The 25,239-nt window shown below is 67.8% G+C and carries 24 protein-coding genes; 10 read left to right on the forward strand and 14 right to left on the reverse strand.

Features of this window, described 5'->3' with window-relative positions; translation table 11 throughout:
* Positions 1–34: 34 nt before the first annotated feature.
* Entirely contained in the window at positions 35–1,801 is a 1,767-nt protein-coding gene (gene sucB, locus MJO54_RS09520; RefSeq protein WP_240175850.1) for a 2-oxoglutarate dehydrogenase, E2 component, dihydrolipoamide succinyltransferase, read from the reverse strand.
* A 232-nt stretch (positions 1,802–2,033) separates the two neighbouring features.
* On the opposite strand from sucB, the gene MJO54_RS09525 reads away from it, so the two are divergent.
* Positions 2,034–2,942: a hypothetical protein gene (locus MJO54_RS09525; protein ID WP_046285208.1), complete on the forward strand. Its 909-nt coding sequence runs from the start codon at positions 2,034–2,036 to the stop codon at positions 2,940–2,942.
* 13 nt (positions 2,943–2,955) lie between these two features.
* On the opposite strand, the gene MJO54_RS09530 is transcribed toward MJO54_RS09525, so the two are convergent.
* The 3 genes from MJO54_RS09530 to MJO54_RS09540 all read right to left on the reverse strand — a co-directional run bounded on the left by MJO54_RS09530 (position 2,956) and on the right by MJO54_RS09540 (position 6,594).
* Positions 2,956–4,500 carry a leucyl aminopeptidase gene (locus tag MJO54_RS09530; protein WP_046285207.1) on the reverse strand — a complete coding sequence of 515 codons (1,545 nt, stop codon included), beginning with the start codon at positions 4,498–4,500 and terminating at the stop codon, positions 2,956–2,958.
* 9 nt (positions 4,501–4,509) lie between these two features.
* Positions 4,510–5,580, reverse strand: a complete 1,071-nt coding sequence (locus MJO54_RS09535; protein WP_240175960.1) for an adenylate/guanylate cyclase domain-containing protein — start codon at positions 5,578–5,580, stop codon at positions 4,510–4,512.
* 111 nt (positions 5,581–5,691) lie between these two features.
* Positions 5,692–6,594 (reverse strand): hypothetical protein, encoded by a 903-nt coding sequence (locus MJO54_RS09540; RefSeq protein WP_131812782.1) that lies wholly within the window; start codon positions 6,592–6,594, stop codon positions 5,692–5,694.
* A gap of 334 nt (positions 6,595–6,928) precedes the next feature.
* Between MJO54_RS09540 and gcvT the strand changes: the two genes are divergently transcribed.
* Together gcvT and MJO54_RS09550 are read left to right on the forward strand one after the other, a co-directional pair.
* The gene (gcvT, locus tag MJO54_RS09545; RefSeq protein WP_240175851.1) at positions 6,929–8,023 is read left to right on the forward strand and encodes a glycine cleavage system aminomethyltransferase GcvT; all 1,095 of its coding nucleotides are present in this window, start codon (positions 6,929–6,931) and stop codon (positions 8,021–8,023) included.
* Positions 8,024–8,046: 23 nt separating this feature from the next.
* Positions 8,047–9,153: a branched-chain amino acid aminotransferase gene (locus MJO54_RS09550; RefSeq protein ID WP_046283749.1), complete on the forward strand. Its 1,107-nt coding sequence runs from the start codon at positions 8,047–8,049 to the stop codon at positions 9,151–9,153.
* An 8-nt stretch (positions 9,154–9,161) separates the two neighbouring features.
* Here the strand turns inward: MJO54_RS09550 and MJO54_RS09555 are convergent, their stop codons facing one another.
* The 4 genes from MJO54_RS09555 to MJO54_RS09570 form a co-directional block, all read right to left on the reverse strand.
* Positions 9,162–9,335 carry a hypothetical protein gene (locus tag MJO54_RS09555; RefSeq protein ID WP_165604542.1) on the reverse strand — a complete coding sequence of 58 codons (174 nt, stop codon included), beginning with the start codon at positions 9,333–9,335 and terminating at the stop codon, positions 9,162–9,164.
* 126 nt (positions 9,336–9,461) lie between these two features.
* On the reverse strand, positions 9,462–10,196 hold the full coding sequence (locus MJO54_RS09560; protein ID WP_240175852.1) for an adenosylcobinamide-GDP ribazoletransferase: 735 nt from the start codon (positions 10,194–10,196) through the stop codon (positions 9,462–9,464).
* Entirely contained in the window at positions 10,193–11,251 is a 1,059-nt protein-coding gene (gene cobT / locus MJO54_RS09565; protein ID WP_240175853.1) for a nicotinate-nucleotide--dimethylbenzimidazole phosphoribosyltransferase, read from the reverse strand. Before cobT ends, MJO54_RS09560 begins: the two co-directional genes overlap by 4 nt.
* Positions 11,252–11,282: 31 nt before the next feature.
* Entirely contained in the window at positions 11,283–11,912 is a 630-nt protein-coding gene (locus tag MJO54_RS09570; protein ID WP_396878857.1) for a DUF3043 domain-containing protein, read from the reverse strand.
* A 117-nt stretch (positions 11,913–12,029) separates the two neighbouring features.
* On the opposite strand from MJO54_RS09570, the gene MJO54_RS09575 reads away from it, so the two are divergent.
* The 3 genes from MJO54_RS09575 to MJO54_RS09585 all read left to right on the forward strand — a co-directional run bounded on the left by MJO54_RS09575 (position 12,030) and on the right by MJO54_RS09585 (position 14,834).
* Positions 12,030–13,157 carry a glycerate kinase family protein gene (locus MJO54_RS09575; protein WP_064887695.1) on the forward strand — a complete coding sequence of 376 codons (1,128 nt, stop codon included), beginning with the start codon at positions 12,030–12,032 and terminating at the stop codon, positions 13,155–13,157.
* A 222-nt stretch (positions 13,158–13,379) separates the two neighbouring features.
* A complete protein-coding gene (locus MJO54_RS09580) occupies positions 13,380–13,736 on the forward strand; it encodes a HesB/IscA family protein (RefSeq protein ID WP_024440524.1) in 357 nt (118 codons plus the stop codon).
* 123 nt (positions 13,737–13,859) lie between these two features.
* Positions 13,860–14,834: a carbohydrate kinase family protein gene (locus tag MJO54_RS09585; RefSeq protein ID WP_046283754.1), complete on the forward strand. Its 975-nt coding sequence runs from the start codon at positions 13,860–13,862 to the stop codon at positions 14,832–14,834.
* A gap of 69 nt (positions 14,835–14,903) precedes the next feature.
* Here MJO54_RS09585 and asnB read toward each other — a convergent pair whose 3' ends face one another.
* Positions 14,904–16,850 carry an asparagine synthase (glutamine-hydrolyzing) gene (asnB, locus tag MJO54_RS09590; protein WP_240175854.1) on the reverse strand — a complete coding sequence of 649 codons (1,947 nt, stop codon included), beginning with the start codon at positions 16,848–16,850 and terminating at the stop codon, positions 14,904–14,906.
* Between the two features lie 194 nt (positions 16,851–17,044).
* Between asnB and ctaC the strand changes: the two genes are divergently transcribed.
* The 4 genes from ctaC (at position 17,045) to MJO54_RS09610 (ending at position 20,231) form a co-directional block, all read left to right on the forward strand.
* Positions 17,045–18,124 carry an aa3-type cytochrome oxidase subunit II gene (gene ctaC / locus MJO54_RS09595; protein ID WP_046283756.1) on the forward strand — a complete coding sequence of 360 codons (1,080 nt, stop codon included), beginning with the start codon at positions 17,045–17,047 and terminating at the stop codon, positions 18,122–18,124.
* Between the two features lie 10 nt (positions 18,125–18,134).
* Positions 18,135–18,554 (forward strand): cytochrome c oxidase subunit 4, encoded by a 420-nt coding sequence (locus tag MJO54_RS09600; RefSeq protein ID WP_046283757.1) that lies wholly within the window; start codon positions 18,135–18,137, stop codon positions 18,552–18,554.
* A 130-nt stretch (positions 18,555–18,684) separates the two neighbouring features.
* Entirely contained in the window at positions 18,685–19,593 is a 909-nt protein-coding gene (locus tag MJO54_RS09605) for an MmpS family transport accessory protein (RefSeq protein WP_240175855.1), read from the forward strand.
* Between the two features lie 11 nt (positions 19,594–19,604).
* Positions 19,605–20,231, forward strand: a complete 627-nt coding sequence (locus MJO54_RS09610; RefSeq protein WP_240175961.1) for a DUF2561 family protein — start codon at positions 19,605–19,607, stop codon at positions 20,229–20,231.
* Between the two features lie 27 nt (positions 20,232–20,258).
* Here MJO54_RS09610 and MJO54_RS09615 read toward each other — a convergent pair whose 3' ends face one another.
* From MJO54_RS09615 to ctaE, 5 genes are read right to left on the reverse strand one after another with little or no spacing between them, the layout of a single operon-like run.
* Positions 20,259–20,891, reverse strand: a complete 633-nt coding sequence (locus MJO54_RS09615; protein ID WP_240175856.1) for a pyridoxal 5'-phosphate synthase — start codon at positions 20,889–20,891, stop codon at positions 20,259–20,261.
* A 58-nt stretch (positions 20,892–20,949) separates the two neighbouring features.
* Complete coding sequence (qcrB, locus tag MJO54_RS09620; RefSeq protein ID WP_046283760.1) at positions 20,950–22,575, reverse strand: cytochrome bc1 complex cytochrome b subunit; 1,626 nt, start codon at positions 22,573–22,575, stop codon at positions 20,950–20,952.
* Positions 22,572–23,741, reverse strand: coding sequence for a cytochrome bc1 complex Rieske iron-sulfur subunit (qcrA, locus tag MJO54_RS09625; RefSeq protein ID WP_065038661.1), 1,170 nt, complete (start codon positions 23,739–23,741; stop codon positions 22,572–22,574). Before qcrA ends, qcrB begins: the two co-directional genes overlap by 4 nt.
* On the reverse strand, positions 23,738–24,613 hold the full coding sequence (gene qcrC / locus MJO54_RS09630; RefSeq protein WP_240175857.1) for a cytochrome bc1 complex diheme cytochrome c subunit: 876 nt from the start codon (positions 24,611–24,613) through the stop codon (positions 23,738–23,740). Before qcrC ends, qcrA begins: the two co-directional genes overlap by 4 nt.
* Positions 24,610–25,221 carry an aa3-type cytochrome oxidase subunit III gene (ctaE, locus tag MJO54_RS09635; protein WP_046283762.1) on the reverse strand — a complete coding sequence of 204 codons (612 nt, stop codon included), beginning with the start codon at positions 25,219–25,221 and terminating at the stop codon, positions 24,610–24,612. The genes qcrC and ctaE overlap by 4 nt, the downstream gene beginning before the upstream one ends.
* Between the last annotated feature and the right edge of the window lie 18 nt (positions 25,222–25,239).

The raw sequence follows: 25,239 nt of genomic DNA on the forward strand, positions 1-25,239 counted from the left end.
CTCTTGCAGCTCTTCGGAAAAGCCCCCGGCGCCGTTAGAGACCCAGGTCCGCCTCGAATGCACCTTCTTCGAGTCGGTTCTTGATCGTGGTCACGAACCGGCCGGCGTCGGCACCGTCGATCAAACGGTGGTCGTAGGTCAGCGGCAGGTAGGAGACCGAACGCACACCGATCGACTCGTTGCCGGCTTCGTCGACGATGACCCGCGGCCGTTTGACGATGGCGCCGGTGCCGAGCATGGCGGCCTGCGGCGGAACCAGGATGGGGGTGTCGAACAGTGCACCCTGGCTGCCGATGTTGGTGATCGTGAAGGTGCCCCCCGACAGTTCGTCGGGCTTGAGGTTGCCCGAGCGTGCCCGAGCGGCGATGTCGGCGATGGCCCGCGCGAGGCCGGCCAGCGACAGATCACCGGCGTTGTGGACGACGGGGGACAGCAGACCCTGTTCGGTGTCCACCGCGAATCCGAGGTGCTCGGCGTCGTAGTAGGTGATCTCGCCGGCGTCCTCGTTGTAGCTGGCGTTGACATTCGGATGTGCCTTGAGGGCGTCGATCACCGCGCGGGCGATGAACGGAAGGTAGGTCAGGTTGACACCCTCGCGCTCGGCGAAGTCCGCCTTCGCCCTGGCCCGCAGCGCCACGATCTTGGTCATGTCGACCTCGTGGGTCTGGGTGAGCTGGGCCGTGGCCTGCAGGGATTCGCGGGTCTTCTTGGCGGTGATCTGACGGATCCGGCTGGCCTTGGCGGTCGTGCCACGCAGGTGCGCCAGCGCCGAGGCGGGGGCCGCAGCAGCCGGGCGTGGGGCGGCCGGAGCCGCGGGCGCCTGCTGCGGTTCGGCCTGCTTCTCGGCGAAGGCCAGGACGTCCTGCTTTCGGATTCGACCGCCGACTCCGGTGCCGGTGACGCGGCTCAGGTCGACGTTCTTGTCCGCGGCGAGCTTGCGCACCAACGGCGTCACATACCGTGCGGCGTCGCCGGCCGGGTCGTCAGCAGCAGCGGGCTGCGCCGGAGCGGGCGCGGCGGCGGGTGCCGGTGCCGGGGCGGATTCGGGCTTGGCCTGCGGAGCGGGTGCCGGCGCAGCGGGAGCAGGCTCGGGCGCAGGTGCCGGAGCCGCAGGGGCGGGCGCGGGAGCCGCGGGCGCGGGCGTGGGAGCCGGTGCGGCTGCGGGGGCCGCCGGGGCGCCCGAACCAATCCTGGCCAGTTCACCGCCGACCTCGACGGTGGTGTCTTCATCGGCGGTGATCGACAGCAGGGTGCCGGCCACCGGAGAGGGGATCTCGGTGTCGACCTTGTCGGTGGAGACCTCCACCAGCGGCTCGTCGACCTCGACGGTGTCGCCGACCTGCTTGAGCCAGCGCGTCACGGTGCCTTCGGTGACCGACTCACCCAACTCGGGCATCAGCACCGGGGTGCCGTCTCCGGCGGGTGCCTGTTGGGCAGCGGGTGCCGCCGCGGGCGCGGGGGCAGCCGGGGCCGGTGCTTCGGCCGCGGGAGCCGGCTCGGCCGGCGCGGGCGCAGCCTCGGCCGCCGGTGCCGCGGGAGCCGACGGGGCGTCGCTGCTCTCACCGGCCTCGCCGATCAAGGCCAGCTCACCGCCGACCTCGACCGTGGTGTCCTCGCCGGCGATGATCTTGGTCAACACACCGGCCACCGGTGACGGGATCTCGGTGTCGACCTTGTCGGTGGAGACCTCCAGGAGCGGCTCGTCGACCTCGACGGTGTCGCCTTCCTGCTTGAGCCAGCGGGTCACCGTTCCTTCGGTGACGCTCTCACCGAGGGCGGGCATCTGGACTGAGAAGGCCATCGTTGTTGACTCCTCGCTCGATCGGTCGCTGCACGTCGTTTCCTGGATACCACGTCAGTGGTGAGGCGAGGGCGGTGCCCAGGTGGACTGTCGAAAACCATCCTGTCATTGCGTCGTCGTCGGCACACATCGAGGTGTCGGTCGAACGGCCCTCGACGCCGTCGGGTATGGCGCATTGCATAGTCCGCCAAAGCGCTACTGCGACCGCCGAAGCGTCACTAATATCTCGCGCGTGCCCGCTGAGCAGATCGCTGCAGCCTGTGAGCTGTGGACCGGCTTCGACGTATCCCTCGTGGCCCGCAACTATGCCCAACTAGCCGGTTTGCTGGCCGGTTTCGCGTTCGTCGTCATCAATCTGGTGCTCGATCGTGCGTATCGGCGTCGTAGCGACGGGCATTCGCCGGACCTGCGCGAGGTCGAGCACGAGACCCTCACCGGGGTCGCGCTGATGAACGCATTCCTGGGGCTGTTCCTGACGGCGGTGCAATACAGTCTGCTGGCCGGCGAACAGGGCTGTGCGCTCGGCAGCGGTCGAGCCGCATCCGCAGAACTGTTGGGCGGCATATCATTTGTGGCCTCGCTCTACATTCTGCTGTACGCCGTCGTGCAGTTCGTGTCGGGCAGCGCCGGCACGCTGATCAGACATTGCGTCTTCATCGTGGCGGTCCTGGTTCCGCCGATTGCGGTGTTCTTCGTAGAGGCGACGCTGACGGACCTGGCGCTCTCGCTCGGTGACCAGCAGACGCATCAGCCGTTGCAGCCGCTGTGGGACGACGCCAACCGACTGTCGGTGCCCATCACGGTTGCCATCGCGGTGGTCTGTGCGATCGGGTGGTTCCTCGGACGGGCGCGACGGCGCAGTGAATCACCGATCGGGCCTATGGCGGGCCGCATCCGTACCGCATTCCCGTACTTGAGCACTGTGGTGATCATCGCGGCGATCGTGCGCTCGATGGCGGCGCTGCCGAAAACCGATGTGGCGTCCCATCTGGACTCGACAGAATCCTGGTTCTGGGTTGCCGTGTTCGCCGTGTTGATGTTGGTGCTCAGTACGGCGCTGTCGTTTCAGCGGGGCGTCGAAAACCCCGAGAGGCCGCCCAGCCCGGTGCAGAAGGCCGAGAGCGCCGACGGGAACGCCTGACGCCCGCCGTCGGTCATCCCTTCGCGGCGATGTCTTCCAGTACCGCGAACATGGTGCGCGTCGGCACCCCGGTGCCGCCCTTGCCGGTGTAGCCCCAGGCGCCGCCGGAGTTGTAGGCCGGTCCTGCCACGTCGATGTGCACCCAGTCGACGCCGTCGGCGACGAACTCGCGCAGGTATACCCCGGCGACCAGCATCCCGGCGAAACGCTGACCACTGACGTTGGCCAGGTCGGCCACCGTCGACTTCAGCTCCTCTTTTAGCTCGTCGGGCAGCGGCATCGGCCAGCCGTTCTCGCCGACGGCCTGCGAGATGGATGCCACCCGATCGCGGAACTCGTCCGAGCCCATCACGCCGGGAATGCGCGCGCCCAGTGCCACGGTCTGCGCGCCGGTCAGCGTCGAGGTCTCGATGAGATAGTCCGGGTTGTCCTCGCAGGCCCGCACGATCGCGTCGGCCAGGATCAGCCGGCCCTCGGCATCGGTATTGAGCACCTCGACGGTGATGCCGCCGTACTGGGTGAGCACATCGCCCGGGCGCTGCGCGGTGGACGATGGCATGTTCTCGGCCATCGGCACGGTCGCGGTCACGTCGATCGGCAGGCCGCGGCGGGCGGCCAGCACCACGGTCGCGATCACCGCAGCCGCCCCGCCCATGTCGGAGGTCATGTGATGCATCGAAGCGGCCGGCTTGATCGAAATACCACCGGTGTCGAACGTGATGCCCTTGCCGACCAGCGCCACCTTCTTGGCGCCGTCCGGGTCGTCGAGCAGGCGTGATCCGCGGTGGATCAACCGCACCAGACGCGGCGGGCGTGAGGAGCCCTGACCTACACCGATCACTCCGCCGTAGCCGGCCTCGGCGAGCGCCTGCTCGTCGAGCACCTCGACCTCCAGGCCGGCCGACTCGCCCAGCGCCTTCGCGCGGTCGGCGAATTCGGCCGGAAACAGGTGACTGGGCGGGGTGTTGACGAAGTCGCGGGCGGTGGCCACCGCGGCCGCGATGTCGGCGCCGCGAGCCGCCTGCGCCGCGGCGTCGGCGGCGGTGGACAGCACGGTCACCGCCCGCAGACCCGGTTCCTTGGGGGCGGTCTTCTCGCTGCGGAACGCGGTGAAGCGGTAGCCGCCCAGCAGCAGTCCCTCGACACTGGCGGCAAGCGTCCCGTCACCGGGCAGCCCGCTCAGCGCACTGATCACCGTGGCGGTGCCGTTCAGGGAACGCGCCGCATTTCCGGCGGCCCGGCGAACGGTGTCGGCCGGCCAGGAATCGCGCGGCTTGCCGAGCCCGACGGTCACCACGCTGGCCACCGGCAGTGACGCCACCACCAGCCGGTGCACCTGATCACTGCCGCCCTTGGCGCCCAGTGCGCGCAGTCCCGCCTCGATCTCGGCGACCGCCTCGGCGGGCAGCGGCGGCTCGATCGTGGCGACCGACGCGGTGGATTCAGACTCGTCACCGGCCGATACGACCGGCACGATCAGCACGGCCTCATCGGTGTTCGAGGGCAGCGAGGCGGCGACGGTGACGGACGGGGCGGGGTATCCGGGTTCGGTGCTCACAAGCACACCCTAACGATCGGGGTTCGGGTGCAATTGGTATGCCGGGACGGGCTCGTCGAAACCCTTGAGCGTCAACGGTTCCTGAAGGGTGGCCGGCCAGTCGGGCAGCTCTTCGCGGACGCAAGTCGACGCCAGCACCTGGCCGGGTACGGCCGCATCCACCAGGCGCGCGGCCAGATTGACCGGGGTGCCGAAGTAGTCGCCGTTGATCGCCAGCATCTCGCCGTAGGCCACCCCGGCGCGTACCTGCAGTCCGGCTTTGCGGGCCTTGGGATGGTCGACAAGGTCGATCGCGGCCCGCGCCAGCAGATCCCCGGTCGCGCTCACCCACATCACCGCGTCGCCGATGAACTTGACCACCCGCCCGCCGTCGCAATGCACGACGTCGGCGACGGTGCCGGCGAAATCGGTGAGCAGCGTGGCCAGCTCCGCGGACGTGAGGACCTGTGTCAGCGCGGTGAAACCGGTCAGATCGGCGAACCCGACACCGCACATCAGGCTGGCCGCCGGCCCGCCGGCCAGCCCCTCGAGAAAGGTGCGGTGGCTGACCTGGTGCTGGCGGTGGACGGCGTCGATCATCGCGCCGATGCGCGGGATGTATTCGGCGACCGAACGCCAGGCCCGGGCGGTGCGCAGTTCGTCGCGGGTATGGCCCAACCACATGTCGGGCGCGCTGAGCCGGATCATCGACGACTCGGCCTCGGCCAGGCGCGCCATCGTCGCGCCCAGCACTCGTAGGAAGCCGTCGACCGGTTCGCCGAGGTAGGACCGCATCTGAACCCAGGTGGCCAGCCCGTCCACGTCGGCCTGGCTCAGCGCAGGCGTGTCCGGGCTGGGAACGCTGAGCCCGAGCATCCGCCAGGCCTGCGCGACGTCGTCGACTGGCACGCCCAACGCCTCGGCGGCGGTGCGCAACGTGTAGTCAGGCGGGCCGGAACGCCCGACCGCGTCGCCGGCCAGACCGAACAACCGGCCCCGGCGCTCGGCGTCGACCATCTCTTCGGTGGTGAACCCGAGGCCGTGGAGGTATTCGACCAGGCCGGCACGCTCACGGGCGTCAGCGATACCGGCAGCCTGCAGGGCCTCGAAATCCGCCGAATCCGCCGCGTCGCCAAGTGTGCCAGCCCTTGGCCGGTCAGCGGGGCACGTTGCCGAGAGGCGCCGCCAGGAGCCGGCTTGTCACACGGCGGACTAGAGGACGGACAGCAATATCGCGATGAACTCTCCGGACCATTCTCCGAATCCCTCGGCGGTCATGGTGCCGTTGAAGAGGTCGCCGGTGTGGTCGAAGAAAGCTACGGCGTCTTCGATCGCGGCTACGGGAGATACGAGGCCGATGAGGGCGTTGAGATCCCCGTCCAACTGCGCGTCGATCGGCTGTTGGTCGAGTCCGATCATTCCGTAGTAGCCGTACATCATGAAGTCCCAGCCCGTCGTGACTCCCCAGCTGAAGAATCCCAGTGCCCCGCTGCCCAGGATCGGATCGTCGGGAAGGGTGTGGAGGAAGGTCCCGATGTCTCGGACGAGCGGATACAAGATCCCGAAGTGGTCTGCGGCTTCGGAATACATCCCGGGGCCGCCGCTCTGGCCGATCTCATCTTCGAGGTCGGGCAGGGGCACCGAGTCGTCCGGGTTAGGTAGGTGGGCGTTGGGGAAATAGCCAACCCACCGGGTGAAATAGTCGTCGTAATACTCGAATACGGACGTAGGCGAGTAATCGTGCAGCTCCAAAAGAATGTTCTGCGGCCCGCCGGTGTTGACGATGTTGATCAGCTGGTCTGTCGTGTAGCCGTAGTTATAGGCGTTCAGCACGATTGTCTCGGCAAGGTCGTGGGTGTCCGCCGGCGTTGTTCCGGGGTACCCGGCGTCGACGTAGATCCAGTGGAGAGTTTTTGCCAGCGCGTCCACTGCTTGCGCCACTTCGCTGGCGTCCGGCAACGCGGTCAGGCTCACCGGAGTGCTCCAGACCTGCGGTGGGCTTACCGCGGGCGAGGCGCTGGCAAGGGGCGTGAGCATCACTCCCGCCATGATCGCCGCCGCAGCCGCTACCGGAGCGCGTCGCAGGCTTGGGCCGGTGTTTCTGCGTCCATCCATCGTTACATCCCCCCAATAAGTGATCGTCGACCATATGAATAACATGTGGTCGGGCTGCGATTCTATTACGCATGAGCTGAGGCGTCGAGCTGATTTTGAGGTTCATGCTGCATCCGCGAATCTTCCGGGCCTTGCGCCTGTCATCAGTTTTCCCTGACGGACCCCAGGATCCGGCGGGGATCTTCGCGCTCCGAAGCCGCTATGGCGGCTGTGCGTCGGGCGTCGTATCGAGCGCACGCCTGTAACCGTGCTGAGAGTGGTCGCATGCCGCCAGGTACCGACGTTCGTGGCACCCAGATGTTCTCAATCTGCAACCCGATTAGGGTGGCTTGACGTGAGCGAACTGCAACACGGACCCCTGGAAGACCGTCACCGCGCCCTGGGCGCCAGCTTCGCCGAGTTCGGCGGGTGGCTGATGCCGGTGTCTTACGCCGGCACCGTCGCCGAGCACAACGCGACCCGCGCCAGCGTGGGCCTGTTCGACGTCAGCCACCTGGGCAAGGCGACCGTTCGCGGCCCGGGCGCGGCGGCCTTCGTCAACGCGACGCTCACCAACGACCTGGCCAGAATCGTGCCCGGACAGGCCCAATACACGTTGTGCTGCAACGAATCCGGTGGCGTCATCGACGACCTGATCGCCTACTACATCTCCGACGACGAGATATTTCTGGTGCCCAACGCCGCCAACACCGCGGCCGTGGTGGCCGTGCTGCAGGACGCGGCGCCGGCCGGAGTGACGATCACCGACGAGCACCGTTCTCGCGCCGTGCTCGCGGTACAGGGTCCGCGATCGGCCGAGGTGGTGGCGGGTCTTGGCCTGCCGACCGAGATGGACTACATGGCGTTCGCCGATGCTTCCTACGACGGCGTGCCGGTACGGGTGTGTCGGTCCGGCTACACCGGTGAACACGGCTACGAGCTGCTGCCGGAGTGGGATTCGGCGGGAGTGGTGTTCGACGCACTGGTGGAGGCGGTGCGGCCGATCGGCGGTGAGCCGGCCGGCCTGGGAGCCCGCGACACCCTGCGCACCGAGATGGGCTACGCGCTGCACGGGCATGAACTGTCGCCGAGCATCTCGCCGCTGCAGGCCCGCTGTGGCTGGGCGATCGGCTGGAAGAAGGAATCGTTCTTCGGCCGCGACGCGCTGCTGGCGGAGAAGGCTGCCGGGCCCGCGCGGCTGCTGCGCGGCCTGCGCGCCACGGGTCGGGGAGTGTTGCGTGCCGACCTGGCCGTCCTCGACGGCGACCGCCGGGTCGGGGTCACCACGTCGGGCACATTCTCGCCGACGCTGAAGGCCGGCATCGCGCTGGCACTGATCGACGTAGATGCGGGTGTTGAAGATGGTGGACGGCTGGATGTCGACGTGCGTGGCCGCGCCGTGGAATGCGAGGTGGTGTCGCCGCCGTTCGTCACGGCAAAAACCCGCTAGCGCACCGGTTATACAATCGCTGCATGACGAGCAGCCTCCTCGATTTCCACGTGTCGGTCACCGCAAGTCCGACGCCCGACGAGGTGCGCGAATCCATTTTGGCGGAGCCGGGTTTCGGCAAATACCACACCGACCACATGGTGTCGATCGACTACACGGTGGACGCGGGTTGGCACAATGCGCGGGTCATCCCGTACGGGCCCATCGAACTGGACCCGTCGGCCATCGTCCTGCACTACGCGCAAGAAGTCTTCGAAGGACTCAAGGCCTACCGGTGGACCGATGGATCGATCGTCTCGTTCCGGCCCGAGGCAAACGCTGCCCGGATGCGGGCGTCGTCGCGTCGGCTGGCCATCCCGGAGCTGCCCGACGATCTGTTCATCGAGTCGCTGCGGCAGCTGATTGCCGTGGACGGCTCCTGGGTGCCGGCGGCGGGCGGCGAGGAGTCGCTGTACCTGCGCCCGTTCGTCTTCGCCACCGAGCCGGGGCTGGGGGTCCGCCCGGCCAACGAGTACCGCTGCCTGGTGATGGGCTCACCGGCCGGGGCGTACTTCAAGGGCGGTATCAAGCCGGTCAGTGTCTGGCTGTCGACGGAGTACGTGCGGGCCTGTCCCGGCGGTACCGGCGCCGCCAAGTTCGGCGGTAACTACGCCGCGTCGCTGGTCGCCCAGGCGCAGGCCGCCGACAACGGCTGCGATCAGGTGGTGTGGCTGGATGCGGCCGAGCGGCGCTACGTCGAAGAGATGGGCGGGATGAACCTGTTCTTCGTGTTCGGCACCGGTGGCTCTGCGCGCCTGGTCACTCCGGAGCTGTCCGGCTCTCTGCTGCCCGGCATCACACGGGATTCGTTGCTGCAGTTGGCCACTGATGCTGGTTTCAGTGTCGAAGAACGCAAGATCGATGTCAGTGAATGGCAGAAGAAGGCCGCTTCGGGCGAGATCACCGAGGTGTTCGCCTGCGGGACGGCTGCGGTCATCACCCCGGTGTCGCAGGTCAAATCCGCGGACGGTGAGTTCACCATCGCCGACGGCGAGCCCGGTGAGGTCACCATGGCGCTGCGCGACACTTTGACCGGAATCCAGCGCGGCACCTTCGCCGACACTCACGGGTGGATGGCTCGGCTGGACTGAGCCGGAGTTCAGCTCACGGGATCTGACGGCCGGTTGAGCTCATCGGCCACCGGTGGCCACTCCTCAGCTATGCGGTCGCAACAGTCGGAGTAGTCGTCGTCAACGTCGTCGTCAGCGGTGCTGTCGTTCATCGCCTTGCGTGATTCCCGACTCCGCTTGCTGTAGCTCTGATGGCGCGTCATCCAGTTTTCCTCCCCGGACCGCAATGCTAATGGTCGCCGGAATTCTTACAAAGACCATTTGGGTGTAACACATTGCTTCGGAGAAATGTCCGTAAGTCCGGAAAGGATGCGAAAACGAGGCGATGGTCAACCGCTGGTCAGAGCGGCGAGCGCGACCGCGGCCAGCGTTGTCGTCCACTCGATGACGGCGCCAAGCACATCGCCGGTGATGCCACCGAAGCGGCGCACACAGCGTTTTACCAGCATAGCGGCACAAATCAGGGCCAGTGTGACGGCAGCCGGCCCATGCCACGGCGCCGCGCCGACAGGTATCGCCCCGGCGAACAATGCCGCTACCCAAGCGGCCGCTACCGGCGGCGGCTGGCTGCCGGCCACCGTGGCGCCCAGCGTGCTTCCGGGGGCGGCAGGCACCGAGCGCCGGCAGGCCCACACCGCGGCCACCCGGCCCGCGCAGACCGCGAGCACGATCTGCCCGGCCGCCAGCATCGGGAAGGTCGATGCCTGCAAGCCGATTACCAACACCACCGCGATGACCCCGAATGGGCCGGTCGACCCCTCGTGCATCACCTGCAGCGCCTGCGGAGCGGGCCGGGCGCACCCCAAGCCATCGGCCGTGTCGGCCACCCCGTCGATGTGCAGGCCACGAGTGGCGGTCAGCAGCGCCGCCACGGCCAGTAGGCCGGTCACCGGGCTGCCCGGGCCGAAGGCGTAGCCACCGGCCCACACCACGGCCGCGGCCAGCGCGCCGAGAGCGGCGCCGACCACCGGGAACGCGGTCATCGCCCCGCGGCCCGGCGGTCGGTCAGTGGGAACGGGAAGAATCGTTCCGAAAGCGAAAGACGCTGCCAGGGAAGCGATCACGATGACCGGTCGCTGACGCCGGCCTCGGCGAACGTCGACATGGACGTCAATGCCGCGACCGCGGCGCGCAGGACCGGCAACGCCACCGCGGCGCCGGTGCCTTCGCCCAACCGCATCTGCAGGTCGAGGATCGGCTGCAGGCCCAGCGCCGCGCAGGCCAGGGCATGGGCCGGCTCTGGCGAACGATGCCCGGCCTGCCACCAGGCCCGGGCTCCAGGAGCCAACCGGTCGGCCACCAGGGCAGCAGCCGTCGACGCCAGGCCGTCGAGCAGCACCGGGGTGCGCCGCACCGCGGCCTGGGCGCAGAACCCCGTCAACGCCGCGAAGTCGGCGCCACCGCAGCAGCGCAGCAGCGCAAGCGGGTCGGCGTGCTGCGGCCGGGACCGAAAGAGGGCGTCGCGCACCGCCGCGGTCTTGCGTGACCAGCCGGCGTCATCGATGCCCGTCCCGTGGCCGACCACGTCGGAAGGTTCGGCGCCGGTCAGCGCGGCAATCAATGTGGCTGCGACGGTGGTGTTTCCGATCCCCATATCGCCGGGGATGAGCAGATCTGCGCCACCGTCGACTTCCTCGTCGGCGATGCGCCGGCCGGCCTCGACCGCGGCCAGGGTCTCCTCGGCGGTCAGGGCGTCCTCGCTTGTGATGTCACCGCTGCCACGCCGAACCTTGTAGGGACCGGCCGCTGTCGACACCGCGGGGGAGTCGGTCGCACCGTCATCGACGGCCATGTCCACCACCCGTACCCCGGCTCCGCCGATCGCGGCCAGCGCGTTGATGGCCGCGCCGCCACGGTCGATGTTGGCGACCATCTGGGCCGTCACCTCCGGGGGGTAGGCAGACACCCGTCCCCGGGTTACGCCGTGATCGCCGGCGAACACCACAACCCGGACGCGCTCGAACTGTCGTGGCGGACACTGTCCCTGGCAGGCCGCCGCCCACACCGAGAGGGCCTCCAGTCGGCCCAGTGAACCCGCCGGTTTCGTCAGTGAGTCCTGCCGTGCCCGGGCGGCTGCTGCCGCCGCGGCATCGGGTGGGCTGACCGGTGGGAAATTCACGGATTCCAAGGTTGTCGGCCCCGATTCGGGCTCAGTCGAGGCGTTCGCCGCGCCGCACCTGCGGGCGCGGTGCCCGCATGCGGCGCAGCGTGGATGCGCGGCTGGCGGCGTAGAGCCCCAGCTTCCAACGGCTTTCGACATTGTCGGGGAACTTGGCGTCGGCCATCCGGCCGGCCTTGCGGGCAACCAACACCCCGTCGACGGCCATCAAGACCATCAGCAGCATCATCGCCGGCGAAATGTAGTACTGGACCTGCGGGACCGCCATCATGATGAACATCAGGCCGAGCGCGACCGGCATGAACAGGCCCAACAGGTTGTAGCGGGCGTCGACGATGTCGCGAACGTACCGGCGCACCGGGCCGCGGTCGCGTTCCAGCAGCGCCGCCTCGTCGCCGGACAGCATCCGTTCCCGGCGGTCGGCCATCCGCTCACGGCGCTCGGCCTTTGCGATCCGGCGCTCTTCCTTGCTCAGTTTCGGGCCGGCCAGCGACTTGCGCCGGGCCCGGGCCTCCGCGGAGGTCATCGGGGCCGGCGCCACCGGGCCGCGACGCTTGGCCGCAGCGCTGCGCTTCGGGGTCGGCCGGCCTTTGGGAGCGGTGACGCCGCCACGAGCGCCGCCCTCAGACTCGTCGCCGTCGATAGAGACGGCGGAGACCACGGACTCAGCGGACTGAGTCTCGTCTTTTCTACGCCCCGGCAACTTCACGCCCGCCAGATTACTTGCCCGGTCCGCCCGGCCTGCGTCGCCGTCCGCGCGGCTCTATACGCTGCAGTGATGGCTGATCACCCGGGTTCCGGCGGCTCGGCCGGTCCTCGGGCGCGGGCGCTTCGGGTGCTGATCGCGCCGGACTGTTTCGGCGAGACTCTGACCGCGGTGCAGGCCGCCGCCGCCATCTCGACCGGCTGGCATCGCAGCCGACCCCACGACCGGCTGGCGATCGCACCGCAGTCCGACGGCGGCCCGGGCTTCGTCGCGGTGCTGGCCAACGCGCTGGGCACGGTGCAGCAGGCCCGGGTCAGCGGACCGCTGGATGATCCGGTCGACGCCGAATGGGTCTGGGACTCCGTCGCCAAAACGGCCTATCTGGAATGCGCCCAGGCCTGCGGGTTGGGAATGCTCGGCGAACCGCCGTCACCGCGCACAGCGCTACTGGCCCACAGCATGGGGGTGGGACAACTCGTCGCCGCCGCGCTGGCGGCCGGGGCGCAGCGAATCGTCATCGGGCTCGGCGGCAGTGCGTGTACCGACGGTGGTCGCGGCATGGTCGAGGAATTGGGTGGCCTGGCCGCCGGCCGCCGGCGGCTCACGGGGGTCGAATTGGTAGCCGCCTGTGACGTGGAATATCCGCTACTGGGCCCCTGGGGCTCGGCCCGTGTGTTCGGGCCGCAGAAGGGCGCCGACGCCGCCACGGTCGCGGTACTCGAAAGCAGGCTGGCTGCCTGGGCGAGCGAACTGGACGCCACCGCCGGGTGGGAGGCCAGCGCCGCGTCGGGCGCCGGGGCAGCCGGCGGCATCGGGGCAGCCGTGCTGGCGCTGGGCGGCACCATCGAATCCGGTTCCGAGATCGTGGCCCGCCACACCGGTCTGGAGGCCGCCCTCGCCGACACCGACGTCCTGGTCACCGGCGAAGGCCACTTCGATCAGCAGTCGCTGCACGGCAAAGTGGTCGGTTCGCTGGCGGCGGCGGCGCGGGCGCGGGAGATGCCGCTGCTGGTCCTGGCCGGACAGATCAGCCTGGACGAACCCGCACTGCGGTCGGCCGGGGTGCTGGCCGCCCGGGCAATCGCCGACTATGCCGGCTCCGTGCGGCTGGCCCTGATCGACGCCGCCAACCAGCTGATCGGGCTGACCAGCGTCACAGCGGCGCAGATCGGTGGCCGCGCGGCGGGTTCGTCCAGGTGATTCGGCGGTCCAGCTTCGGCTCTCCTGCGTCGAGTCTCGCTAACCGCCAGGTGATTCGGCGGTCCAGCTTCGGCTCTCCTGCGTCGAGTCTCGCTGATATAGATCGAGCTCGCCGCGTCGATAGGGAACACGTTGGCGCAGGGTATCGTTGTTGTGGTGGGTTCGAACGCCTCGAGTCGAGGCCGGACCCGCCCCCATGATCAACCGCAATAGGGAGACGCAATGACTGTCCAGGATCAGTCGACCACCGAGTCTCACGGCGTGGTCTTGACCGATGAGGCCGCGGCCAAGGTAAAGGCGCTGCTGGAACAGGAGGGTCGTGACGACCTGACCCTGCGGATCTCGGTCCAGCCGGGCGGCTGCGCCGGCCTGCGCTACAACCTGTTCTTCGACGACCGCAGCCTTGACGGTGACGTGGTCGCGGAGTTCAACGGCGTCACGCTGACCGTCGACCGGATGAGTGCGCCGTACCTGCAGGGTGCCGAGATCGGCTACGCCGACCAGATCGACAAGCAGGGCTTCACCATCGAGAACCCCAACGCCGGCGGCTCGTGCTCGTGCGGCGACTCGTTCAACTGAGCACCTGATTTCATCTGAACACCGCGGGTTTTGTGCTGCCCGGCGGCGAGCAGGTGGCACCGGGCCGCTACCGTGGGTACCCACATCCAGGCCCAATGGTGACGATATGAGGGGGATTGTTCAGTGACGATTGCGGTGACCGGTTCGATTGCGACCGACCATCTGATGCGCTTCCCGGGTCGGTTCTCCGAACAGCTGCTGGCCGATCACCTGCAGAAGGTTTCGCTGAGCTTCCTGGTCGATGACCTGGTGGTGCACCGGGGTGGTGTGGCGGGCAACATCGCCTTCGCCATCGGTGTGCTCGGAGGTGACGCCGCCCTGGTCGGCGCCGCCGGTGCCGACTTCGCCGACTACCGGCAGTGGCTGGTCTCGCACGGCGTCGACTGCGATCACGTGCTGACCTCGACCACGGCACACACCGCCCGGTTCGTCTGCACCACCGACCAGGACATGGCGCAGATCGCGTCGTTCTACCCGGGCGCGATGTCGGAGGCCCGCAACATCTCGCTGGCCAAGCTGGTCGAGACGGCCGGGAAGCCGGAATTGGTGATCGTCGGGGCCAACGACCCCGAGGCGATGTTCTTGCACACCGAGGAGTGCCGCAAGCTGGGGTTGGCGTTCGCCGCCGACCCGTCGCAGCAGCTGGCCCGGCTGACCGGCGATGAGATCCGCAAGCTCATTGACGGTGCCACCTACCTGTTCACCAACGACTACGAGTGGGACCTGCTGCTGTCCAAGACCGGCTGGACCGAGGCCGACGTCATGAAGCAGGTCGGGCTGCGGGTGACCACCCTGGGCGGCGACGGCGTCGACATCGTCTCCCCGGACGGTTCCCGCGTCCACGTCGGCGTGGTTCCGGAGAAGTCCCAGACCGACCCGACCGGGGTCGGCGACGCGTTCCGCGCCGGCTTCCTCACCGGACGCAGCGCCGGGTTGAGCCTGGAACGGTCCGCGCAGCTCGGTTCGCTGGTGGCGGTGCTGGTGCTGGAGTCCACCGGAACCCAGGAATGGGTGTGGGACCGTGCCGCCGCGGTGAGCCGCCTGGCGGATGCCTACGGTGACGCCGCGGCGGCCGAGATCGACGCGGCGCTCAAGTAATCTGCCGAGCAGACGTAAAAGCCCCCTATTCGTGCCGAATCAGGGGGCTTTTACGTCTGTTCGCGGGGGTTAGAGCCGCACGGGATAGTCCGGTTCCCTGATGGTCGGAACCACGGTGTGCTCGACGAAGATCGCGTGCCACAGCATGAAGATCAGCACGGTCCACAGTCGACGGCTGTGATCGGCGGTGCCCACGCGGTGCTCGTCGAGCATCGTGCGCACCGCTGCGACGTCGATGAGGTGATCGGCGCCGGTGGCGTCCACCGTGGCGTAGGCCCACTCCAACAGCTCACCGGCGCGCAGCCAGTGCCGTAGTGGCACCGGGAAGCCGAGCTTGGGGCGGTGCAGTACATGCGCGGGAATGATCGGCTCCAATGCACGGCGCAGCGCGTACTTGGTGGTGGTGCGGGTGATCTTGGCCGACACCGGCAGGCGCGACGCGACCGCGAACACCTCGGGGTCCAGGAACGGTACCCGCAGCTCCAGTGAATTGGCCATCGTCATCTTGTCGGCTTTGACCAGGATGTCGCCGCGCAGCCAGGTGAACAGATCGATGTGCTGCATTCGGGCCACCGGGTCCCAGCCGGCGGACTCGGCGTACACCGGGGCGGTGACGTCGGTGTGGGTCCAGTCGGGGGAGAAGCCCGGCAGCACGGCACGCAGCTGCTCGTCGGAGAAACTGCGGGCGTTGCCGTAATAGCGTTCCTGCAGCGTTAGTGACCCGCGGTGCAGCAGGCTCTTGCCGCGCATGCCCTCGGGCAACGGCCGCGACGCCTTGCCGAGGGATCGGCGCACCGGTGCCGGTAGATAATCGAACGGACGCAGCGACAGCGGCTCTCGGTAGATCGTGTAGCCGCCGAACAACTCGTCGGCGCCTTCGCCGGAGAGCACCACTTTCACGTGCTTGCGGGCTTCGGCGGCGATGAAGTACAGCGGCACCAATGCCGGGTCGGCGACAGGGTCGTCGAGGTACCAGACGATCTCGGGCAGGGCGGCGACGAACTCGGCCGGGCTGACCACCTTGACCACGTGCCGGGCACCGATCGCCTCGGCGGACGCAGCGGCGACGTCGACCTCGGAGAAGCCCTCGCGCTCGAACCCGGTGGTGAAGGTGATCAGTTTGGGGTTGTGGCGCATCGCCAGCGCGGCGATCGCGGTGGAGTCGATCCCGCCGGACAGGAACGCGCCAACGGTGACGTCGGCCCGCATGTGCTTGGCGACTGAATCCTCCAGGACCGCGGTGATCTCGTCGTAGCGGGCCTGCTCGGTGTCGCGGGTGATCGGGGTGGCGTCGAACCGCGGCCGGAAGTAGCGGGTGGTCTCCGGCTCACCGCCCGGCCGAATCCGGGCGTAGCAGCCCGATTCCAGCCGGCGTATGCCGCGGTGCAGCGTCTCCGGTTCCGGCACGTACTGCAGCACCGTGTAGTGCTGGACGGCGCGGGTGTCGATCGCGGTGTCGAACCCCACCACGTCGGCGAGGTCCAGCAGGCATTTCTTCTCGCTGCCCACCACGGTGCCGCCCGGGCCGGACGCCATGAACAGCGGCTTGATCCCGAACGGGTCGCGGGCGCAGAACAGCTCGCCGGCCACGGTGTCCCACACCGCGAAGGCGAACATGCCGCGCAGCCGCGACAGCACCTCGGTGCCCCAGTAGTGGTAGCCCGCGACGATCGCCTCGCCGTCGCCGTCGGTGGCGAATATCGCGCCATGTTCGGCGGCCAGCTCTTCGCGCAGTTCCAGGTAGTTGTAGATCTCGCCGTTGAACACCAGTTCGTAGCGCTCGGGAGCCTCTGGCGGGCCCCACCGCATGGGCTGGTGCGAATGGGCGATGTCGATGAACGACAGCCGGTTGAAGCCGAACACCACGCGATCGCCGGCCCAGATCCCGCCTGGCTCGTCCGGGCCCCGGTGGCGCATCAGGTGGGTGGCGCGCGACACCGCGCCGGCGACTTCGGCCACATCAGGGCCGGGTGTCGTGCCGGCCGGGGCACACACGAAGGCCAGCAGTCCACACATCGGGTCCCAGTATGCCGCACCGGTATCGGCGTTGAACTGCGAAGGCCCATGTAGGCCTGCGAAGAAGCTGTGGAGCCAGATGAGGTGGTCAACACACCGGGACGGCCAACCGGCAGGTACATCAAACCTCGGTGATCCGGGTGGTCTACGCTGCGTAGTATTCGACTGCTCCGCCGGGTCAGTCGGCCCGTTCTGTGACTCGAGGAGGCACCAACGTGACACGTCGCGGGCAGGGCGTTGCACATCGCCGTCTGCTTCGACCGCTGACCGCGGTCAGCGTGCTCGGACTGCTGGCGGTAACGCTCAGCGGTTGCAGCGTCGACTGGACCGATGTGGTCGGTTTCGGCTGGCCCAAGGGCATCACGCCAGAGGCTGAGGCCAACTACCAGCTGTGGATCGGCATGGTCATCGCTTCGGTGGTGATCGGTGGGCTCGTCTGGGGAATGATCTTCTGGTCGATGATCTTCCACCGCAAGAAGGCGACCGACACCGAGCTGCCGCGCCAGTTCGGCTACAACATGCCGCTGGAGCTCGGACTCACCGTCGTGCCGTTCCTGGCCGTCGCGGTGATCTTCTACTTCACCGTCGTGGTCCAGGAGAAGATGCTGCACCACGAGCCCAACCCCGAGGTGGTCGTCGACGTCACCGCCTTCCAGTGGAACTGGAAGTTCGGTTACCAGAAGGTCGACTTCCACGACCACACCCTGAGCTACGACGGTGTGGACCAAGCCCGCAAGGACGCGATGACGTCCAAGCCCGAAGGCGTGGACGCGCACGGTGAGGAACTGCGGGGGCCGGTCCAGGGCCTCAACACCGAGGACCGCACCTACCTGAACTTCGACAAGATCGAGACGGTCGGGACCACCGGAGAGATCCCGGTGCTGGTGCTGCCGAGCGGTAAGCGCATCGAGTTCGTGCTCAACTCGGCCGACGTCATCCACGCGTTCTGGGTGCCCGAGTTCCTGTTCAAGCGTGACGTCATCGCCTGGCCCGAGCGCAACAACCAGGTGAACACCTTCCAGGTTGCCGAGATCACCAAGGAGGGCGCGTTCGTCGGCCACTGCGCCGAGATGTGCGGCACCTACCACGCGATGATGAACTTCGAGGTCCGGGTGGTCTCGCCTAATGACTTCAAGGCCTATCTGGATCAGCGCATCGCCGGAAAGACCAACGCCGAGGCGCTGGAGGCGATCAAGCAGGAACCGTTGGCGACCACCACGTTCCCGTTCGACAGCCGCCGTGGCCTGCTAGCCCCGCAAGCCAGCAACAAGTAGGGACAACCGCATGCGCATCGAATCCAGGCTGTTCGAGTTCGTCGCCACCTTCTTCCTGGTGGTCGGCGTGATCTACGCGGTGCTGACCGGCAAGTTCGCCACCGGCGGCGTGGAATGGGCCGGCACTACCGCGCTGTTCCTGACCGGAATGATGGCCATGATCGTGGCCACCTTCTTCCGGTTCGTGGCACGCCGGCTGGACACCCGTCCCGAGGACTACGAGGCCGCCGAGGTCAGTGACGGCGCCGGCGAGTTGGGCTTCTTCAGCCCGCACAGCTGGTGGCCGATCCTGGTCGCGCTGTCCGGCTCGGTGGCTGCCGTGGGGATCGCTCTGTGGCTGCCCTGGCTGATCGCTGCCGGCGTGGTGTTCGTGTTGTCGAGCGTGGCCGGACTGGTCTTCGAGTACTACATCGGCGCCGAGAAACACTGACCGGATCTCCGCCGCGGCCGCCGTGTCGACCCGCTTGGGTAGGGTTGCCGATGCACAATGACCAACGGTGATTGATGTCGACCGCAACCGGTCAGGTCGTGGCGCGGCGGTTTGAAGAGGATAGGCGGGAATGAGCGGGCCGAATCCCCCAGAGGCGGGCTCTGGAGACGAGGGCTCCGGCAACGGTCAGCCGGCCCCAGACCTAGCCTCGGCCCCGGACGCGAGCGCGGGTGGGGAGATTCAGCCGCTGGACGATGTGACGGCCACTCCGGCCACCACGCCGGCCGACAACACCGCGTACTCGCAGGCCTACTCGGCGCCCGAATCCGAACAGTTTCTGAGCGGTCCCTACGTTCCGGTGGATCCGCGGCTCTACGACTACGACAACTACGACGTGCCCGACGAGCCGGAGCCGGGCGCCAAGACGCCCCGGTGGCCGTGGGTGGTCGGTGTCACCGTGATCATCGCCGCGGTCTCGCTGGTGGTGTCGGTGGCATTGCTGTTCGCCCGCACCGAAACCCACGATCTGGCGACGCCCGCGACCACCAGCAGCACGGTCTCAGTGCCGCCGGTACAGGACGAGATCACCCGGACCAGTACCAGCACCACGGTGCCGCCGCCACCGCCGCCCAGCAGCGAGGAGCCGCCGCCTCCGCCGCCCAGCAGCGAGGAGCCGCCGCCGCCCCCGCCGCCGCCGGTCAGCGAGGAGCCGGCACCGGAGCCATCGACCACGACGCAGGAGACCACCACGACCACGCCGCCGAAGCCGCTGCAGGTGACTTATTCGGTGACGGGCACCAAAGCGCCGTTCGACCAGATCACGATCACCTACGTGGACGCCTCCGGGCAACGGCGTACACAACGCAACGCCTACATCCCGTGGTCGTTGACCCTGACCCCGATCTCCCAATCGGAGATCGGTTCCGTGGAGGCGACCAGCATGCTGCGGCTGAGCAAACTCAACTGCTCGATCACCAGCAGTGACGGTAGGGTGTTGTTCTCCAACAGCAATGACGCACCGGCGACGAGCTGCGGATGACCGGCGGGAACATGGTGGATCGATTCATTCGACCGGGGCAGTCCCCGGAGGTCACTGACCGCATCCTGCTGGGCGCATGCGCAGCGATCTGGTTGACCTGGCTGGGCATGAGCGTGGCGGCCACAGTGGCACTCGTGGATCTCGGGCGAGGCTTTCACGAGCCGACCGAGAGTTCGCACAGCGGCCTGCTCTACATCGTGATCGGCGCTTCGGCGCTGGTCATCCTCGCGGCCATCCCGGTGCTGCTCCGGGCGCGCCAGCCCGGTCCGCCGCGGCCCCCGGGCTTTCCGCCCCAGGCGCCGGCCAAGCCGCCGCGCCCGAACGCCCAGGACGCTCCGTTGCAGCAGCCCGGATTCGATGCTCCGGGCCGGCGGGCGGCCGGTACGCGCCAGGTGCTGCCCAACCAGGCTCAGGTGGACCGGGTGTTGCTGCGTGGCATCACGGTGCTGGCCACCGCGCTGGGCGGCGCGTTGACCTTGGTCGCGTTGGCCACCTATCTGATGGCCATCGGTAAAGACACCGGGTCGTGGGTCTGGTACGGGTTGGCCGGGGTCGGTGCTGCCGCCATGCCGGTGATTCCGTGGCTGTACCTGCGCCGGCTGGGTGAGGTACTGGAACTGCCGACTCGTTTCGGCTGAGCGGGCGCCGTTGTCGCGAGTGCCTGGCTACGGCCAGAGCAGCGTCGTTGACCAAGTCGTGTCGTCGTCCCGTTCGTAGCGCAGCCTGCGGTGTCGGCGGCTGGCGTCGGCCTGCCAGAATTCAACGGCGTCGGCCCGCACCGCATACGACACCCACTCGGTGGGCACCAGGGTAGGGGAGCGCTCGAGCTCCAGATTCGCCTTGGCCAGCGCCTCGCTGATCTCTGCCGGATCGGCGTAGGGCTCGCTCTGCCGGCCGGTGAGCACCATCGCCCGGGCGCCTTGCGAGCGGGCCAGGAAGTCGTCGGCGGTCACCGCGGGTGGGTCGGGGAGTGCCATGCCGTCGACCCTGACCTGACGGCCCAGTGCGGGCCAGTAAAAGGTCAGTGACACAGCGGGATTGCGGGCGAGATCGGCGCCCTTGCGGCTGGCCGAGCTGACTCCGAAATGCCAACCGGCGGCGTCGACATCTTTGAGGATCAACACCCGAGCCGACGGCCGCGCTCGATCCGTCCCGGTCGCCGTGCCGACCGTCGACAACGTCATCGCGTGGGGTTCCACGATGCCGCTGTCGACGGCATGCAGCAGCCATTGGACGAACAGCGCGACCGGATCGGCCGGTGCCTGCGCCGGATCGAATTCCGGTGCCGCACCAACCAAAACGGGCAGCCCGCGCAGGAGATTGCGCAGGCTGCCCGATTGTTCGGACCCAGTGGGCCTAATGGTGACCGTTGGTGTTACCGCCTTGGTGCTCGGCCAGCGCGGTCAGCGCACGCCGCTCGCTGGCGTGTGCCGCCTCGGTGAGCGCGGCATCCTCGTCGACCGGGTCGGCCGTCAGGAAGCTACCGCTACCGGGAGCACCGCCCGAGCCGAGCTTGTTCATCTTCTTGGGCAGCGGTGCACCGGCGTATTCCAGCGGAATCGGGTGGCCGTGGTCGTCGACCGGGCCCAGCGGCTGGTGCAGCTCGATGTAGGCACCGTGCGGCAGCCGCTTGATGATGCCGGTCTCGATACCGTGCTCGAGCACGTCACGGTCACTGCGCTGCAGGCCGATGCACCACCGGTAGGTGATGAAGAAGATAAACGGCGGCAGAACCACCATCCCGATACGGCCGATCCAGGTCGTCGCGTTCAGCGAGATGTGGAACTTCCACGCGATGATGTCGTTCATCGCAGCCAGGGTCAGCACCATGTAGAAGCTGATCGCCATGGCGCCGATCGCGGTACGGACCGGAGCGTCCCGGGGACGCTGCAGCAGGTTGTGGTGCGCGTAGTCGCCGGTGAACTTCTTCTCCAGGAACGGGTAGACCATCAGCAGGCCGAAGACGCCACCCATGATCAGTGCGACACCGACCGGGCCGGGCACGGTGTGGCCCCAGAAGTAGAACTCCCAGGCCGGCCAGAGACGAGCCAGGCCCTCGGTCCACATCATGTAGAAGTCCGGCTGGCTACCTGCCGACACCTGCGACGGGCGGTAGGGCCCCAGGTTCCAGATCGCATTGATCTGCAGCAACCCGCCCATCAGGCCCAGGATGCCGGTGATCATCGCGAAGAACGCGCCCGACTTGATCGCGAAGACCGGCAGCACCCGCACGCCGACGACGTTGGTCTCGGTGCGGCCCGGCCCGGGGAACTGGGTGTGCTTCTGGAACCACACCAGCGCCATGTGCACGCCGATCAGGGCCAGGATGATGCCCGGAATCAGCAGGATGTGCAGCGCGTAGAGCCGGGGGATCAGGATGGTGCCCGGGAAGTCGCCGCCGAACAGCGCCCAGTGCAGCCAGGTGCCGATCACCGGCATACCCAGCGTGATCGAGGACAGCGCGGCGCGCAGACCGATACCGGACAGCAGGTCGTCAGGCAGCGAGTAACCGAAGTAGCCCTCGAACATGGCCAGGATCAGCAGCAACGACCCGATCACCCAGTTCGCCTCACGCGGCCGACGGAACGCGCCGGTGAAGAAGATGCGCGCCAGGTGCACCATGATCGACGCCGCGAACATCAGCGCGGCCCAGTGGTGCAGCTGGCGGACGAACAGGCCGCCGCGCACCTCGAACGAGATGTCCAGCGCCGACTCGTAGGCCCGCGACATCTGCACGCCGTTGAGCGGCTGATAGACGCCGTGATAGATGACCTCGGCCATGGACGGGTCGAAGAACAGCGTCAGGTAGACGCCGGACAGCAGCAAGATGATGAAGCTGTACAAGGCGATCTCACCGAGCAGGAACGACCAGTGCGTCGGGAAGACCTTGTTGAACTGGCGGCGCAGCGCGGCCGCCGGGTGGTAGCGGGTATCGATGTCGTCTGCTTGGCGGGCGAGCAGGTCGCCGATTGCAGGGCTCATGAGGTGCGCTCCCAGAATGCCGGTCCGACAGGTTCGATGAAGTCGCCATTGGCGACCAGATGACCGTTGGCGTCAATGGTGATCGGCAGCTGTGCCAGCGCGCGAGCCGCCGGGCCGAAGACCGGCTTGGCGAAGTGCAGCGCGTCGAACTGCGACTGGTGGCACGGGCACAGGATCCGATAGGTCTGCTGCTCGAACAGGGAAGACGGGCAACCCAGGTGCGAGCAGATCTTGGTGTAGGCGAAGAAGTCGCCGTAGTTGAAGCTCTCCTGGCCTTGGCGCTTGACCACCTTGGGCATGTCGTCGGGCCGGATGCGGATCAGCATCACGGGGTTACGCACGCCCATCATGATCGCGGTGAGCTTCTCGTTCGATTCCTCGGTGGTGCCGTCGCCGTCGGACTCGCGCCACGGGAACACCGTCTCCATACCGCCGGCGTCGAGGTCCTCGGGCCGCATCTTGACGAACGGCGAGTTGGTGCTCTGACCGGTCGCGCGGGCCAGGTAGATGGTCTCGCCGGGGTAGCGCGGGGTCCATCCGGACGTCCACAGCGCGGCCTTCTTGCCTTCGGCGGTGTCGACGACCGGCTTCCACGGGTTCTTGATCAGGCCACCGGCGCCGGCCACCAAGGTGCCCAGGCCGAATGCGCCGAATCCGACGCCCAGCGACGCACCCAGCAGCTTGCGCCGCCCGATGGTCGAGCCCTCGAACGCGTCGGTCAGCTGGGCCGCCACGGTCTTACGGTCGATCTCGGGGGAACTGCCGTCGTGACGGTCCTGGATGGTGATCTCTTCGGGGATGAACTTCTTGACGAACAGCACCGCGCCGATCGCGATGCACAGCACCGAGAGCCCGAAGGTCAAGCCGTACAGCGGAGTTGCCAGCGAGTAGGCCAAGCCGTCCGGGGACTCCAGCGGTGCGTACTCCCACGGCCAGAACAGGAAGACCAGCAACAGGGCCAGCCCGAAGCCGCCACCCGCCAGGAACCAAGCCGCGACCCGGCGCTCGGCGCGCTTCTCGGCCCGAGTGCCCTCGACCGGCCAGCGAGGCTCCTTGAAAACGGTGTTGACACCGTCGATGCTGCCGCCGAGAGCCAGCAGCTCGTCGTTGCTCATCGTCGCCAGTGCAGCGTCGTCGGGGAGTTCGGTCTTGTCGTTGCTGCTCATGAGCGTGCCCCGATCCACATTGCCGCGGCGATGGCTGCGACCATGCCGATAATCCAAATCACCATTCCCTCGGGCGCCGGGCCGAACCCGCCGAGCCCGTAGCCGCCCGGATCACGTTCCTCGGTAACGGATTTCACGTAGGCGATGATGTCCTTCTTCTCCTCCATGGAGATCTGCCGGTCGGAGAAGCGCGGCATGTTCTGCGGGCCCGACAGCATCGCGGTCAGGATCTGCTGCTCGCTGGCCGGCGCCAGGTCGGGCGCGTACTTACCCGAGGACAGGGCGCCGCCCCGGCCGGTGAAGTTGTGGCAGGACGCGCAGTTGAGGCGGAAGAGGTCGCCGCCGCGGCCAAGGTCGTCACCGCGCAGCGAAGCCTGCGCGATGCTGCCATCGGCGTTGCGCACCACGGTGGGTCCGCCGCCGTTGGCCTGGACGTAGGCGCCCAACGCGTCGATCTGCTTGTCGTCGAAGAACGGGTATGTGCGGGGGGCCTGGGCCTCACCGCGGACCGCGGGCATCCGGCCGCTGGAGACCTGGAAGTAGACGGCGGCTTCACCGACGCCGATCAGGCTCGGACCACGGCCCACCTCACCCTGCAGGTTGGCGCCGTGGCAGCTCACACACGAGGTGTCGAAGAGCTGCTTCCCGGTGCGCAGCAGGGCCGAGGCCGACTCGTCGGCCACCGCAACCTGCGGGGTCGGGGTCAGCAGCGCGGCCATTCCACCGGCCAGGGCCAGGGCGACCAGCAGCAGCAGTCCGCCCGAGGCACGACGGCGCAGGCGCCGGCGGGCAACGGTGTCGTTGTTGCCAGGTCGGGCCCACTTCTTCAGTGTCTTCAACCGGACACTCCTGTTCATCGGGCGGTTGCTCATCGGATGAAGTAGATCGTGGCGAACAGTGCGATCCACACGATGTCGACGAAGTGCCAGTAGTAGGACACGACGATCGAAGCGGTGGCCTGAGCCGGGGTGAACTTGCTCATCGTGGTGCGCAGCATCAGGAAGATGAAGGCGACCAACCCACCGATGACGTGCAGGCCGTGGAACCCGGTGGTCAGGTAGAACACGGTGCCGTACGCGCTCGACGGGATGGTGGTGCCGTGCGCGATCAGGTGGGAGTACTCGTAGGCCTGACCGCAGACGAAGAACAGCCCCATCAGGAAGGTCAGCAGGTACCACCGGCGCAGCCCGAACACGTCGCCGCGCTCGGCGGCGAACACGCCCATCTGGCAGGTGAACGATGACGCGATCAGCACCAGCGTCACCGGGACCGCCAGCGCGAGGTTCAACTCCGTTGGCGGTGGTGGCCAGGCACCTCCGGACTGCGCGCGTGCCGTGAAGTACATCGCGAACAAACCGGCAAAGAACATCAATTCACTGGACAGCCACACGATGGTGCCGACGCTGACCATGTTGGGACGGTTCAGCGAATGCACACGAGAAGTAATGGCAGTACCCGAGGACCCCACAGCGCTCGTCACCCCGCAAGTATGACGCTA

This window comes from Mycolicibacter virginiensis (genome assembly GCF_022374935.2).
GTDB lineage: Bacteria > Actinomycetota > Actinomycetes > Mycobacteriales > Mycobacteriaceae > Mycobacterium > Mycobacterium virginiense.